A 13,788-nucleotide genomic window follows, 5' to 3' on the forward strand; every position below is an offset into this window, starting at 1 on the left:
ACCGCACCGGCGGGGTGATCCGTCCGGGGGACGGGCTGCGGGCCGGAGACCGCAGAAAGCGGAGACCGCAGAAGCCGCAGACCCGGGCCGCTCAGCCGAGCCGGCGGGTGACGCGCTCGTCCGCGATGCGGCGGGCCATCGTCTCCGGGGCCACCGACCCGCTGTGCCGGCACAGCACCACGCTGCCGCCGACCACCAGCGGTGCCAGCAGCCCGCCGGCCAGGCCGTCCCAGTCGCTGAAGCCGAGCGTGGACAGGACCCGGTCCTCCTCGCCCAGCCCCAGCTGCTTCGCCTGCTCCGCCGCCAGCGACACCACGTGCGAGCCGCTCAACTGCTCGCCGTCGATCTCCAGCGCGGGACGCGCCGGGTCCACCGGCGCGTACGGCACGAAGCGGTCGCCCTGCGCCGGGACCTCGACCGCGTAGTCCACGAAGCCGTCCGGCAGCTGCGGGAAGCGGCCGCCGAGCGGCCGCAGCGCCAGCGCCACCCGTTCGCCCTCGCAGGCCAGCGCCTCCTCCAGCGAGTCCGGCCCGCTCACCACCAGCTGCGCCTTGGCCGGATCGCCGCCCGGACAGGCCAGCACCCCCAGCGACCAGCAGGCGAACAGCCAGATCGCACTCTGCCAGTGCGCGGGCAGCAGCAGCGCGCACCGGTCGTCCGGTGCGGCCAGCAGCTCGTCCTGCAGCAGGTTCGCGGTCTTGGCCACCCAGTTGTCGAACGTCTTGACGGAGAGCTCGACCCGCTCGCCCGTCGCGTCGTCGTAGAAGGTGATGAGTGGGCGGGCCGGATCGGATTCGAGGAGGGAGCGCAGCAGATCGGCGGGGGACTCTGCGCCGCTGAAGGGTGTCTGGCTCATGGTGGTGCCCAGCCTACGGCGTGAGCGGGGTGAAGGGACCAGACCCCCCGCCGCTAACTTTGCGTGCCGGTAACCTGGCCGAGTGAGAAGCGGGACAGGCGCGACGACGGGGACCAGTGAGTCCGTGCGGGTCTGGAAGCCCGACGGGCCGCTCGACCTCGCGATGACCTTCGGTTTCCTGCGGCGCGGCCCCCTCGACCCCGCCTACCGGCGCACCCGCGACGGCGCGCTCTGGCGTGTCTCGCGCACCCCCGCCGGCGTCGGCACGCTCCGGCTCCGCACCCGCCCCGCCGAGGGCTCCGTCGAGGCGACGGCCTGGGGCCCGGGTGCGTCCTGGCTCCTCGACGCCGTGCCGCGCCTGCTCGGCGCGGAGGACGACCCCTCCTCCTTCGACCCGCGCGACCAGCGCCTGCTGCGCGACGCGCACCGCCGGAATCCAGGCCTCCGGATCGGCCGCACGGGCCTGGTGATGGAGTCGTTGGTCCCCGCGATCCTGGAACAGAAGGTCACCACCGGTGAGGCGTACGAGGCGTGGCGCACCCTGCTGCGCGCCTACGGCGAGCCGGCGCCCGGGGGCGCCGCGGTGCCCCCCGTGATGTACGCGCCGCCCGCGGCGCGCGACTGGGCGATGATCCCCACCTGGGCCTGGCACCGCGCGCGCGTCGACGGCAAGCGCGCGGCCACCGTCGTGCGCGCGGCGAAGCTCGCTCCGCGCCTGGAGGAGGCCTCCGTCATGCCCCCGGCCGACGCGGTGGCCCGGCTGACCACCGTCCCCGGCATCGGCGCCTGGACGGCGGCGGAGACCCTCCAGCGCAGCAACGGCGACGCGGACGCCGTGTCCGTCGGCGACCTCCACCTCCCCAACACGGTCGGCTGGGCGCTGGCCGGCCGCGAGCGGAGCGACGACGCGGTGATGCTCGAGCTCCTGGAGCCGTATCGCCCCCACCGCTACCGCGTCTGCCGCCTGCTGTACACGCTCCGCGTCGCCGCGCCACGGCGTGCACCGAGGTACGCGCCGCACGATTTCAGGGACATGTAGTCGCATCGCCCCTGGCGAACTACCGCACCGTCAGAAAGTGTTCCGGGTCGCGGGGTGGGCGCGACGGCGCCGGAGCTGCCGGGCGGCCGACGGCGACGGCGCCCATCGGGTCCCAGTCCGAGGGCAGGTCCAGGACCTCGCGCACGGTGTCGCGACAGAACATCGTCGAGGAGACCCACGCCGAGCCCAGACCCTCACCCGCGAGTGTCACGAGCATGTTCTCGACCGCCGCCCCCATCGCCACCACGAACATCTCCCGCTCCGCGGCGGCGCGGCGCGCGTCGGGGTAGGCGTGGGAGCCGTCCATGACGAGGCACGGGACGACCAGGTACGGCGCGTTGCGCAGGACGTCACCCCGGCGGACGCGGCGGGCGACGCGCTCGGGGGGCCAGCCGTCGAGGTCGACGAGGTCGCGGTTCCAGGCGGCGAGCATCGCGTCGAGGAGGCGGGTCCGGCTCGCCTCCGACTCCAGGAGGACGAAGCGCCACGGCGTGGTGTGGTGCGGGGCGGGAGCCGCGATCGCCGCGGCGACCGCGCGGCGGACCGCGCCGACGTCGACCGGCTCGTCGGTGAACGCACGGACCGTGCGCCGGCCGTGGACGGCCTCGCGGACGGACTCGGAGGTGCCGAGGCGGAAGAGGTCCTCCTCGGCGGGACGGATCAGCGGGCGGACGCCGTCGCCGTCGTCCTCCGTCACGACGTGGGCGAGGCCGCGCACGATCGCGACCGGGCGGCCGGAGGTCTTGCCCTTCACCAGGTCGGCCGCCGCGGCCAGTTCGTCGGCGGTGGCGGTGACTGTCAGGGACAGCTCGTTGCCGTGGCGGTCGACGCGGCCGCGGTGGTCCTCCAGGACCGCGACGCCCGCGGCGCCGATCGCGACGTCGGTGAGGCCGTTGCGCCACGGGCGGCCGAAGGTGTCGGTGACCAGCACGCCCACGCGGGCGCCGGTCAGTTCGTGCAGGCGCTTCCGCAGCGCGCGCGCCGAGGCGTCCGGGTCCTCCGGGAGCAACAGCACGGTGCCGGGCGGCGTGTTGGACGCGTCGACGCCGGCCGCGGCCATGACCAGGCCCTGACGGTTCTCCACGATCCGGGTGCGGCCGCGCCGGGCGACGACGCGGACGGACTCCGCGTCGATCGCGGCCTCGCGGTCGACGGCCTGCACGATCCGGCCTTCGGCCTTGCTGACGACCTTGGAGGTGACCACGACCAGGTCGCCGTCGCGCAGCGCGAAACCGTCCGTGCCGACGAGCAGCGCGGCGAGGTCGTCGCCCGCCGCGATCTCCGGCAGGCCGTCGACGGCGACGATCTCGACGGAGTCGGCGACGCCGCTCACGCGCGCACCTGCTCGGCCAGCTCCAGCGCCTGACGGGCCATCGCCGCCGAGGCGTCGAGGTCGGTCATCAGCAGCGGCACCGCGCGGCAGGCGATGCCCGCGGCCTCGACCTCGGCGACCGCCGACTCGTCGCCGGTGTGCACGAGCCAGCCGTCGAGGAGCTCGGAGCCGTAGTGCAGGGCGACGGCTGCCGCGGTCGTCTCCACGCCGACGGCCTCCAGCACCTTGTCGGCCATGCCGCGCACCGGCGCGCCGCCGACGATGGGGGAGAGACCGACGACCGGCGCCTGCGCGGCGACCAGCGCCTCGCGCACGCCGGGGACGGCGAGGATCGTGCCGATCGAGACGACCGGGTTGGACGGCGGCAGCAGGATCACGTCCGCCTCGGCGATCGCCTCGACCACGCCGGGTGCCGGCTTCGCCGTCTCGGCGCCGACGGGCAGGATCGCCTGGGCGGGGACGGAGGCGTGGAGCTTGACCCAGTACTCCTGGAAGTGGACCGCGCGGCGCTTGCCGTCCTGCTCGGGGTCCTCGATGACGACATGGGTCTCCACGCGGTCGTCGGTCATCGGGAGCAGCCGCACGCCCGGCTGCCAGCGGTCGCACAGCGCCTCGGTGACCGCGCTGAGCGGGTAGCCCGCGCCGAGCATCTGGGTGCGGACGATGTGGGTGGCGAAGTCGCGGTCGCCCAGCCCGAACCAGGACGGACCGACGCCGTAGGCGGCGAGCTCCTCCTTGACCGACCAGGTCTCGTCCGCGCGGCCCCAGCCCTGCTCCTCGTGGATGCCCCCGCCGAGGGTGTACATCACGGTGTCCAGGTCGGGGCAGACCTTCAGCCCGAACAGATGGATGTCGTCGCCGGTGTTCCCGATGACGATGATCTCGTCGGCGGGGCCGACCGCCGCCTTGAGCCCGCGCAGGAAGCGGGCCCCGCCGATCCCTCCGGCCAGAACGGTGATGCGCATGCGGCTGCTTCCTCTGTGAGACCCACGGCTGTGCGATTCAGGCTGTGCGATGTCGGGACGTGAGGTCTCAGGATAGATCGACAGCCCGCCTGCGCCGCCGTGTGGTTCGCGCTCAGTCGAGGGTGAGGCCGAGCAGGCGGTGCAGGGCGTCCGCGCCGGGAGGGGTGACCCGCAACGCGCGGCCCGTCCCGATCGGTTCGACCCAGCCGGCGTCCCGCGCGTGGGCGCAGAGCGCCGAGCCGAGCACGCCGGCGAGATGCGGACGGCGCTCGGTCCAGTCGAGGCAGCTGCGCACCAGCGGACGCGAGCCGCGGCGCGGCCCGTCCAGGTCGACGCCGATCCCGGCCAGCCAGGCGCGGCCGGGCGGGGTGACGGCGAGACCCGTGTCGTCCGCGACCACGCCGCGCGCCACCAGCGCGTCGGCGATGCCGACGCCGAGCCGGCCGGCGAGGTGGTCGTAGCAGGTGCGGGCGCGGGCCTCCGCGCTGCGGCGGACGCTCTCGCGCAGGTTGCGCGGCGCGGGCGCGGGTCCGGGGGCCGATGTGTTCGCGAAGGCGGCCAGGCCCTCGACCAGCGCGGCGGTGTCGGGCCCGGCCAGCCGCAGATAGCGGTGCCGGCCCTGGCGCTCCTCGACCAGCAGGCCGCCGGCGACCAGCCGGGACAGCTGCTCGCTCGCGGTGGAGGCCACGACGCCCACGTGGTGGGCCAGTTCGCTCGCGGTCCAGGCCCGGCCGTCGAGCAGGGCGAGGCAGATCGCGGCCCGGGTCGGGTCGGCCAGCAGCCCGGCGAACCGGGCCAGGGGTTGCGCGGAGGGTTGCGCGGGGGGTTGCGCGGACATACCGCCATGATGCCCGCGCCACGGTTCGGCGCCCGCCGAACCGTCCCGCGCCTAGCGTGGCCGTATGACGATCTCCGATCCGTCCGTGCCCGTGAGCTCGGTCGCCTCCGCCGATGCCTTCCGCGAGCTGCACCACCGGCCTGGGGAGCCGCTGCTGCTGCCGAACGCCTGGGACCACGCCTCCGCGTGCGCGCTGGCCGAGGCCGGGTTCGCCGCCGTCGGCACCACCAGCCTCGGCGTCGCCGCCGCGGCCGGGCTGCCGGACGGGGCCGGGCGGACCCGCGGGGAGACGCTCCGGCTGGTCCGGCAGCTCGCCCGACCGATCAGGAGCGGTCGCCTCCTGCTGACGGTCGACATCGAGGGCGGCTTCAGCGACGACCCGGCCGAGGTCGCCGCGCTCGCGGGCGAACTCGCCGGGGCGGGCGCGGTCGGCGTCAACCTGGAGGACGGCCGCGCCGACGGCGGCCTGACGCCCGCGCCGCTGCACGCGGCGAAGATCCGGGCCGTCAAGGCGGCCGTGCCCTGGCTCTTCGTCAACGCGCGCACGGACACGCACTGGCTGCGGCGCGGCGACCTCGCCGAGACGACGTCCCGGTTGGCGGCCTATCAGGACGCGGGCGCGGACGGCGTGTTCGTGCCGGGGCTGGCCGAGGAGGGGTCCGTCGTGGCGGCGGTGGGCGCGACCGGGTTGCCGCTCAACGTGCTGGCCGTTCCGGGCGGGCCCTCGCTCGCCCGTCTCGCCGAGCTGGGAGTGCGCCGCGTCAGCCTCGGCTCGCTGCTCTTCCGGCTGGGCCTCGGCACGGCCGTCGACGCCGCGGTCCGCCTGCGCGCCGGGGATGCCCTGCCGTCCGCCCCCCGGGCCCTCGACTACGGCGCGGTGCAGGCCCTTACGGAGTGATGACGCGACGGCGTTCCCTGCTGCTTTGCCGCTCGGGCGGGCCTAGCGTCGACGGCATGGAGGTACTGCTGACCGGCGGAGCCGGCTTCATCGGAACGGCGATCGCGAGAGCACTGCTCGCGGACGGGCACACCGTTCACGTTTTTGATCGGTGCAGCCTGGATCGGCGGTTCACATCGGTGCCGGGGGTCACCTCGGTGATCGGTGATCTCCGCGACCCCGGCGTCGTCGCGGTCGCGCTGCGCGGCGTCGACGCGGTCTGCCACCAGGCCGCGAAGGTCGGCCTCGGTGTGGACTTCGCCGACGCGCCCGACTACGCCGCCGCCAACGACCTCGGCACCGCCGTGCTGCTCGCCGCGATGGCGCGAGCGCACGTCCGGCGCCTGGTGCTGGCCGGCTCGATGGTCGTCTACGGCGAGGGCCGCTACGACTGCGCCGAGCACGGCACGGTCCCGGCTCCGCCGCGCCGCGTCGCCGACCTCGACGCGGGCCGCTTCGAGCCGCGCTGCCCGCGCTGCGGCGCGGAACTGACGCCCGGTCTGGTTGACGAGGATGCCCCGGCCGACCCGCGCAATGTCTACGCGGCGACCAAGCTCCACCAGGAGCACCTGGCCTCCGCATGGGCCCGCTCCTGCGCCGGCACGGCGGTCTCGCTGCGCTACCACAACGTCTACGGCCCCGGCCTGCCCCGGGACACCCCGTACGCCGGGGTTGCCGCGCTCTTCCGCTCGGCGCTGGCGCGCGGCGAGTCCCCGCGCGTCTTCGAGGACGGCGGGCAGCGCCGCGACTTCGTCCACGTCACGGACGTCGCCTCGGCGAACGCCGCGGCGCTCGCGTCCCTGGACGACCGCGAGCCCGGCTCCTTCCGCGCCTACAACGTCGGCAGCGGCGAGGTCCGCACGGTCGGCGACCTCGCCTCCGCGCTCGCCGACGCGTACGGCGGCCCCGCGCCGACCGTTACGGGGGAGTACCGCCTCGGCGACGTCCGCCACATCACGGCGGACTCCCGCCGCCTGCGCGCGGACCTGGGCTGGCGCCCCCGGGTCTCCTTCGCGGACGGCATGGCGGAACTGGTCACGGAGAGCCTGGATTCCTACGCGAGGAACTGACGCAGCGCGTCCCGGTGCCCGGCCGGCAGGTCCGCCTCGACGGCGAACTCGTGGTCCGCGAAGTCGAACCCCGGCGTCACGACCTCCGCGACCAGCGCGTACCGGGCTCCGTCCGGCAGCCGCGACGCCTTCCACCAGCCGCCGGGGACGAGCAGATGCCGCTCGTCCCCGCCCCCGAGCACCCGCACCCGCAGCCGCCCCTCGCGGTCGACCGTGTGGTACTCGACGGGGTCGCCCTCCAGGAAGAAGTGCAGGATGTCGCTCCGGTTCCGGTGCAGCCGTCCGCACGGCTGCTCGGCCGTCATCAGGTAGTAGATCGACGTCGCCGTCGGCCGTTCGCCGCCCGGGTGGGGATGTGGATGCGGGCTCGTGTAGATCCGCCGGAAGTACCCGCCCTCGGGGTGCGGCTCCAAGCCGAGTGACTCGATCAGCTCGCGGTCGCGCATGCCTTCACGTGAGGCCGTCACCAGGCCGCCGTGGGCAGCGCGATCTCGAAGCGGCAGCCGCCGTCGACGTTGTGGACGGAGGCGCGGCCGTCGTGGGCTTCGACGATGCCGCGGACGATGGCGAGGCCGAGGCCCGCGCCGGCCTCGCCGGCGGCGGGGGTGGCTCGGGGGGTGCGCGCCGTCGCGCCGCGGAAGCCGGTCTCGAAGACGCGGGGGAGGTCGGCCTCCGGGATGCCGCCGCAGCCGTCGGTCACGGAGACGACCACCTCCCGTTCCAGCTGCCACGCCGCGACCGCGACCGTCCCGTCCATCGGTGTCGCGCGGATCGCGTTGACCAGCAGGTTGGCCAGCACGCGGGTGATCTCGCGCGGGTCGACCTCCACCGGGACCGGCGCGATGCCGTGGCCGACCAGCCGCACGCCCCGCTCCTGCGCCAGCGGGTATGCGCCGGCTATCGCGTCGCCGACCAGGTCGTAGACGGAGACCCGGGACAGCGTCAGCGTCAGCGCGCCCGCCTGGATCCGGGAGAGCTCGAAGAGGTCGTCGACCATGCCGGTGAGGCGGTCCACCTCGGTGCGGATCCACCGGTGGTAGCGGGCGGGGTCCTGCGCGACGCCGTCCTCCAGGGCCTCGGCCATCGCCCGCAGCCCCGCCAGCGGGGTGCGCAGGTCGTGGGAGATCCAGGCGATCAGCTCGCGCCGCGAGGACTCCAGCGCGCGTTCGCGCTGCCGCGACTCGGCCAGCCGCGCGCTGGTCGCGGCCAGCTCCGCGCCCAGCGCCTGCAGCTCCGAGCTGAGCGGTACGGCCGGCGCCGTGAAGCCGGCGTCGCTGCCGACGGTCCGCACCGCGCGCCGCAACTCCTGGCTGCCGATCGCGACCTGACGCGCCAGCAGCCAGGCCACCAGCAGCGACACCACCGAGCCCATCGCCAGCACCACCACGACCACCCCGTAGTCGTGCCGGGACAGGAACATCGCCTGCGCCACCGCGATCGTCCCGGCCGCCACCGCCAGCACGGTCACCAGCGCGACCGTGAACAGCGACCAGGACAGCGAGCGGCGGCGCAGCAGCACCACCGCGGGCCACCCCGCGAGCCCGGCCGCTCCCGCGCCGAGCGCCGCGTAGGAGGCCATCACCAGCAGGTCAGGCATCGGGCACCGCCGTCTCCAGGGCGCGGCCCGGCGCGTCCGAGGGGTCGAAGCGATAGCCGACGCCCCACACCGTGGTGATCAGGCGCGGCGCGGCCGGGTCGTCCTCGATCTTCTCCCGCAGCCGCCGCACGTGGACGGTGACCGTGGAGAGGTCGCCGAACTCCCAGCCCCAGACCCGGCGCATCAGCTCCTCCCGGCCGAAGGCCGTGCCGGGGTGCGCCAGCAGGAACGACAGCAGGTCGAACTCGCGGAGCGTCAGCATCAGTTCGCGCGGACCGCGCCAGGCCCGCCGGGCCGCCGGGTCCACCCGCAGGTCGCCCGCGGCGAACTCGGGGACCTCGTCGGCGGGCGCAGGCGCGCCCGCCGCGCGGCGCAGCACCGACTGGATCCGCAGCACCAGCTCGCGCGGCGAGAACGGCTTGGTCACGTAGTCGTCCGCGCCCAGCTCCAGCCCGAGGATCCGGTCGTGCTCGTCGCCCTTGGCCGTCAGCATGACGATCGGCACGGCGTGCGAGAACGGCTCGGCGCGCAGCCGCCGGCACACCTCCAGCCCGTCGATCTCCGGCAGCATCAGGTCCAGTACGACCAGGTCCGGCCGCCGCGCGGCGGCCTGCTCCAGCGCGGCGCGGCCGTCGGCCGCGTGGTCGACGGTGTAGCCGGCGCGCTGCAGGTAGCCCGAGACGACCTCGGCCACGGTCGGGTCGTCGTCCACGACCAGGATCCGGCGCGACACCGGGGCGGGCAGGCCGGCCGGTGCGTCGAGTGTTTCGCTCACCCCTCCACCGTAGGAGCTTCCGGCCTGCGGTGACGGCTGGGGTGGCGGCGACGTTCGCGTTCCGTAAGGTGCCGCTCGGACCGGTCGGGGCCCTGCCGCTCCTAGCGTGAGTGCCATGGACAACGCTGACGGACCTCACCGGGACGCCACCGTCGATCTCGTGCTGCCCTGCCTCGACGAGGCGAGGGCGCTGCCGTGGGTGCTCGGCCGGGTGCCGCGCGGCGTGCGGCCGATCGTCGTGGACAACGGCTCGACGGACGGCTCGGCCGAGCTCGCCGCCTCCCTCGGGGCGACCGTGGTCCGCGAGGCGCGGCGCGGCTTCGGCGCCGCCTGCCACGCCGGCCTGCTCGCGGCCCGCGCCCCCTACGTCGCCTTCTGCGACTGCGACGCCTCACTGGACCCCGCGGAGCTGCCAAGGCTGCTCGCGCCGCTGGCCACCGGCCACGCCGAGCTCGTGCTCGGGCGCCGGGTGCCCTCCGGACGCGGCGCGTGGCCCGCGCACGCGCGGCTGGCCAACGCCGAGTTGGCGCGCCGGCTGCGGGCACGCACCGGCGCGCCGCTGCACGACCTCGGCCCGATGCGGATCGCCCCCCGCGAGCGACTGCTGGCCCTCGGCCTGGGCGACCGGCGCTCGGGCTACCCGCTGGAGATGGTCCTCGCCGCGGCCGCCGCCGGCATGCGGCTGGCCGAGGTGCCGGTCGGCTACCGTCCGCGCGCCGGACGCTCCAAGGTGACCGGCACGCTGCGCGGCACCCGGCAGGCCGTGCGGGACATGAGCGCGATCCTCGCCGCGCCCGCGCCGGTGCTGCTGCTCCTGGCGAAGGCGCCGGCGCCGGGACGGGTCAAGACCCGCCTGACGGCGGCGGTCACCCCCGAGCAGGCGGCGTCGGTCGCCGAGGCGGCGCTGGTGGACACGATGGTGACGCTGGAACAGATCCCGGCGTCCCGACGGCTGCTGGTCCTGGACGGGCTCCCGGGCCGCTGGCTGCGCCCCGGCTGGGAGGTGGTCCCGCAGGCCGAGGGGGGCCTCGACCGCCGCCTGGCCGCGGCGTTCGCGGCGGTGACCGGTCCTGCCCCCGCGCTGCTCGTCGGCATGGACACCCCGCAGCTCGCCGCCCGCACCCTCGCCGAACCCCTGGCCCCGGCCCGGCGGGCCGACGTCGACGCCTGGTTCGGCCCGGCGACGGACGGCGGCTTCTGGGCCTTCGGCCTCGCCCGCCCCGACCCGGACCTGGCCGCCCGCCTGCTCTGGGACGTGCCGATGTCCATGCCCACCACAGGCGCGGCCCTCCGAGCCCGCCTCGCCGCCGAGGGCCTGCACGTCCACGACCTCCCCCCGCTGACGGACGTGGACACCCCGCCCACAGCCGACGAGGTCGCCGCCCTGGCCCCGACCTCCCACTTCGCGACCGCCTGGCGCGCCGCCCGCACCCCGGTTTCCACGCCTGCGGCAGCCGGGACCGCGCGCAGCGCCGCGGCAGGTGGGGTGGGGGTCAGGTGAGCGCGTATCTCGTCACGGCGCCGGTCCTTGGGTGGGGGCGCGCCGACGATCTGTTCGCGGCGGCGATCCGGACCGGTCGGGGGCCGCTGTGGTTTCGTCGGGAGGACGGGCGTGGGCGGATCCCGCTCCACGTCGAGCGATGGTGCGCGGCGCCGGATCGCGCCGACCTCACCCTGCTCGACCGGGCCGCGGGACGCGGTCTGCCGACGCTCGACATCGGCTGCGGTCCGGGCCGTCTCGTGACGGCCCTGCAACGCCGCGGCCTGCCCGCGCTCGGCGTCGACGTGACCCGCGCGGCGGTCACCCGCACCATCGGGCTCGGTGGCAGCGCGCTCTGCCGGTCGGTCTTCGACCGCCTCCCGGGCGAGGGCCGATGGGGGACCGGCCTGCTGGCCGACGGCAACCTCGGGATCGGCGGCGACCCGGCCGCCCTGCTCCGCCGCGTCGCCGAACTGCTGGCATGGGACGGAAGGCTGCTGGTCGAGGTCGAACCCGCCGAGGTCGACGAACGCCTGACGGTCCGTCTGGAGGACGGCCGCGGTCGCCTCGGCCCCGCCTTCCCCTGGGCCCGCCTGGGCGCGTCCGCGGCCACCCGCGTCGCGGAGACCTGCGGCTTCACCGCCGTCGGCGACTGGCGGTCGGACGGCCGCGTCTTCCTGGAGCTCGCAGTGCAGCGCGCCGCCCCCGCGTAGGTCTTACGGAACGCGGACGAAGGGCCGTCAGCGCTCCCCGGCGGGCTCGCGTAATGCCACGGTGGGGGCGTGGCCCCCAAGTTCCGCGTTCTCGCCTGCTCGCTCGTGCTCACCGCCCTCGTGCTCGCGCTCGCGCGAAGCTTCACCGGGGGCGGGACGCTCGGGCGGCGCGGGCCGCTGCACGGGTGGTACCTCGCCGACGGGGTGCTGTTCGCGCTCGCGCTGCTGCTCGCCCTGCTCGGCCGGGGTCTGCCCGAACGCGCCGCGCGCCTGCTGGTGCTGGTCGGCGGCGCCGCCGTCGCCGGGACGGGGCTGCTCGCCCCGCCGCGCACCAGCGACGACGTCTACCGCTACGTGTGGGACGGCCAGGTGCAGGCGTCCGGGATCTCGCCGTACGCCTACACGCCCGTCGACCCGGCGCTGGCCGGCCTGCGGGCCCAGGCGCCCGCGCTCTTCCCGCCGCACGGCGGGACCGCCGCCTGCACGGGGTGGGACCTGCACCAGGCCGCGCAGATCTGCACCCACATCAACCGCCCGACCGTGCACACCATCTACCCTCCCCTCGCCGAGGTCTGGTTCCTGCTGCTGCACGCGCTCGGCGGCACGGTCCGGGTCGCCCAACTGCTCGGCGCGCTGCTCGCGTGCGCCGTGACGGCCGTGCTGCTGCGCACGCTGCGGGTCCGGCGTGCGCCGCTCGCGTGGGCCGGGCTGTGGGCGTGGTGTCCGGGCGTGGCGATCTGGTCGGTCAACGACGCGCACATCGACACCCTCGGGGTGCTGCTCGCGCTGCTCGGTCTGACCGCGGCGGCCTCGGGGCGGCGGCCGGGGGTGGCCGGGGCGCTGCTCGGCGCCGCGACGGCGGTGAAGCTGATCCCGGCGGTGGTGATCCCGGGCGCGCTGGCCCGCCGCGGCGGGCGGCTGCGGCTCACGGCGGCCGCGCTCGCGACCTTCGCTGTCGCTTACCTGCCGTACGTGCTCGCCTCCGGCCTCGGTGTCATCGGCTTCCTGCCCGGCTACCTGCAGGAGGAGGGGTACGACCAGGGCCGCCGCTTCGGCCTGCTGGCGCTGTTGCCGCTGCCGCAGGCGCAACTCGGGCTGCTGGCGGCCGTCGTGCTGGCGGGCGTCGCCCTCGCGGTCACCCTGCGCGGCGATCCGGAGCGGCCCTGGCGCGGTGCGTTGACGGTGGTGGGAACGGCGCTGCTGCTCGCGACGCCCAGCTACCCCTGGTACAGCCTGCTGCTGCTCGCGCTCGCCGCCCTGGAGGGGCGCTGGGAGTGGCTCGGCGTCCCGGTGGCCGGCCTGCTCGACTACGTCTACGGCGGTGCCCTGCAGCAGCCGGCCTATCTGGCCGCGCTCGGGCTGGTCCTCGCTGTCTCCGCCGGGCGGCGGTTCGCGGAACCGGGCGACGGGTTCAGCCGAGCAGCGCGCCCCGTCCCTCGGTCGTCTCCTGTCGCAGCGGCTGCTTCGGGTACGGCGTCATCTGCGTCAGGCCCGGGAAGTACACGTGCAGGCTGACGGCGGGTTCCAGGGTGTCGTTGACGACCTCGTGCACGTAGCCCGGCGCGATGACGCGCTGCGTGCCCGGCGTCAGCGCGCGCGGGTCGCGGCCCGCGCCGAGCTCGGTGAGCTCGCCGCTGAGCACGGTCATCACGGCGGAGGAGCGGCCGTGGTCGTGGGCGCCGCTGCCCTGGCCGGGCAGCCAGCTGAGCAGCCAGACCTCGTAGCCGGGGCCGGTCTCGAGCCGGGCGTACCAGCGCGTCAGCGCGTCGTAGCGGACCAGCGGCTCCCAGCGCTCGCGGTCGGCGGCGACGCGGCGGGCCAGCGCGGCGAAGTCGCCGACGGTGGTCGGGTGGGCGAGCGGCTGGGGCGCGAGGTGCGGCCAGGCGAGCGGGTCGCCGGCGATGCTGACGTCGCTGAGCCCGTCGGGGAACGCTGCGGGTGCGGTCGCGATGACGGGTGCGGTCGCGGAGAAGTGCGGGGCGGTCACGGCTGTGTCGTCCTAGGAGGTGTCGCCCGCGGAGGCATGCACGCGCTCGGGGCTGTCGGCTGGGGGAGGAATGAGGCCCTAGCGACAGCGACAACACAGCGCACTGGCGGCACGGCGAAGCGAGCCGTGGAGACGGCTGCTCGACGAGACGCGGTGCGTAGACATGCCGCAAGCAGACCTTGTCAAGACCACCTTTGT

At 75.6% G+C, this 13,788-nt stretch carries 14 protein-coding genes; 6 read left to right on the top strand and 8 right to left on the bottom strand.

The features are described from left to right. Positions 1-91 precede the first annotated feature (91 nt). A complete protein-coding gene (locus DN069_RS01310) occupies positions 92-856 on the bottom strand; it encodes a TIGR03089 family protein (protein ID WP_111498811.1) in 765 nt (254 codons plus the stop codon). 163 nt (positions 857-1,019) lie between these two features. Between DN069_RS01310 and DN069_RS01315 the strand changes: the two genes are divergently transcribed. Next, on the top strand, positions 1,020-1,895 hold the full coding sequence (locus DN069_RS01315) for a DNA-3-methyladenine glycosylase family protein (protein WP_111498843.1): 876 nt from the start codon (positions 1,020-1,022) through the stop codon (positions 1,893-1,895). Between the two features lie 19 nt (positions 1,896-1,914). Here the strand turns inward: DN069_RS01315 and DN069_RS01320 are convergent, their stop codons facing one another. From DN069_RS01320 to DN069_RS01330, 3 genes are all read right to left on the bottom strand, one after another. Further along, entirely contained in the window at positions 1,915-3,228 is a 1,314-nt protein-coding gene (locus DN069_RS01320; RefSeq protein ID WP_111498812.1) for a coenzyme F420-0:L-glutamate ligase, read from the bottom strand. Then, complete coding sequence (gene cofD / locus DN069_RS01325; RefSeq protein ID WP_111498813.1) at positions 3,225-4,193, bottom strand: 2-phospho-L-lactate transferase; 969 nt, start codon at positions 4,191-4,193, stop codon at positions 3,225-3,227. The genes DN069_RS01320 and cofD overlap by 4 nt, the downstream gene beginning before the upstream one ends. 112 nt (positions 4,194-4,305) lie before the next feature. Further along, a complete protein-coding gene (locus DN069_RS01330) occupies positions 4,306-5,031 on the bottom strand; it encodes an ArsR/SmtB family transcription factor (protein WP_111498814.1) in 726 nt (241 codons plus the stop codon). A 64-nt stretch (positions 5,032-5,095) separates the two neighbouring features. Between DN069_RS01330 and DN069_RS01335 the strand changes: the two genes are divergently transcribed. Beyond that, entirely contained in the window at positions 5,096-5,929 is an 834-nt protein-coding gene (locus DN069_RS01335) for an isocitrate lyase/PEP mutase family protein (RefSeq protein ID WP_111498815.1), read from the top strand. 56 nt (positions 5,930-5,985) lie between these two features. Beyond that, the gene (locus tag DN069_RS01340; protein ID WP_111498816.1) at positions 5,986-7,038 is read left to right on the top strand and encodes an NAD-dependent epimerase/dehydratase family protein; all 1,053 of its coding nucleotides are present in this window, start codon (positions 5,986-5,988) and stop codon (positions 7,036-7,038) included. On the opposite strand, the gene DN069_RS01345 is transcribed toward DN069_RS01340, so the two are convergent. The 3 genes from DN069_RS01345 to DN069_RS01355 are packed head-to-tail and all read right to left on the bottom strand — an operon-like array spanning position 7,023 to position 9,410. Further along, a complete protein-coding gene (locus DN069_RS01345; protein ID WP_111498817.1) occupies positions 7,023-7,484 on the bottom strand; it encodes a cupin domain-containing protein in 462 nt (153 codons plus the stop codon). The genes DN069_RS01340 and DN069_RS01345 overlap by 16 nt on opposite strands. Before the next feature lie 17 nt (positions 7,485-7,501). Next, the gene (locus DN069_RS01350) at positions 7,502-8,635 is read right to left on the bottom strand and encodes a sensor histidine kinase (RefSeq protein ID WP_111498818.1); all 1,134 of its coding nucleotides are present in this window, start codon (positions 8,633-8,635) and stop codon (positions 7,502-7,504) included. Further along, entirely contained in the window at positions 8,628-9,410 is a 783-nt protein-coding gene (locus DN069_RS01355) for a response regulator transcription factor (RefSeq protein ID WP_243638819.1), read from the bottom strand. Before DN069_RS01355 ends, DN069_RS01350 begins: the two co-directional genes overlap by 8 nt. Positions 9,411-9,525: 115 nt before the next feature. On the opposite strand from DN069_RS01355, the gene DN069_RS42740 reads away from it, so the two are divergent. From DN069_RS42740 to DN069_RS01370, 3 genes are all read left to right on the top strand, one after another. Next, positions 9,526-10,911: a glycosyltransferase family 2 protein gene (locus tag DN069_RS42740; RefSeq protein WP_111498820.1), complete on the top strand. Its 1,386-nt coding sequence runs from the start codon at positions 9,526-9,528 to the stop codon at positions 10,909-10,911. Continuing rightward, positions 10,908-11,603, top strand: coding sequence for a class I SAM-dependent methyltransferase (locus DN069_RS01365; protein WP_111498821.1), 696 nt, complete (start codon positions 10,908-10,910; stop codon positions 11,601-11,603). The genes DN069_RS42740 and DN069_RS01365 overlap by 4 nt, the downstream gene beginning before the upstream one ends. Positions 11,604-11,672: 69 nt before the next feature. Next, the gene (locus DN069_RS01370; RefSeq protein WP_243638820.1) at positions 11,673-13,118 is read left to right on the top strand and encodes a glycosyltransferase 87 family protein; all 1,446 of its coding nucleotides are present in this window, start codon (positions 11,673-11,675) and stop codon (positions 13,116-13,118) included. Here DN069_RS01370 and DN069_RS01375 read toward each other — a convergent pair. Beyond that, positions 13,015-13,554 carry a cysteine dioxygenase gene (locus DN069_RS01375; protein ID WP_111498845.1) on the bottom strand — a complete coding sequence of 180 codons (540 nt, stop codon included), beginning with the start codon at positions 13,552-13,554 and terminating at the stop codon, positions 13,015-13,017. The two genes, DN069_RS01370 and DN069_RS01375, sit on opposite strands and share 104 nt — an antisense overlap. Positions 13,555-13,788: the final 234 nt, after the last annotated feature.

It is taken from the genome of Streptacidiphilus pinicola, from assembly GCF_003258295.1.
Taxonomy (GTDB): domain Bacteria; phylum Actinomycetota; class Actinomycetes; order Streptomycetales; family Streptomycetaceae; genus Streptacidiphilus; species Streptacidiphilus pinicola.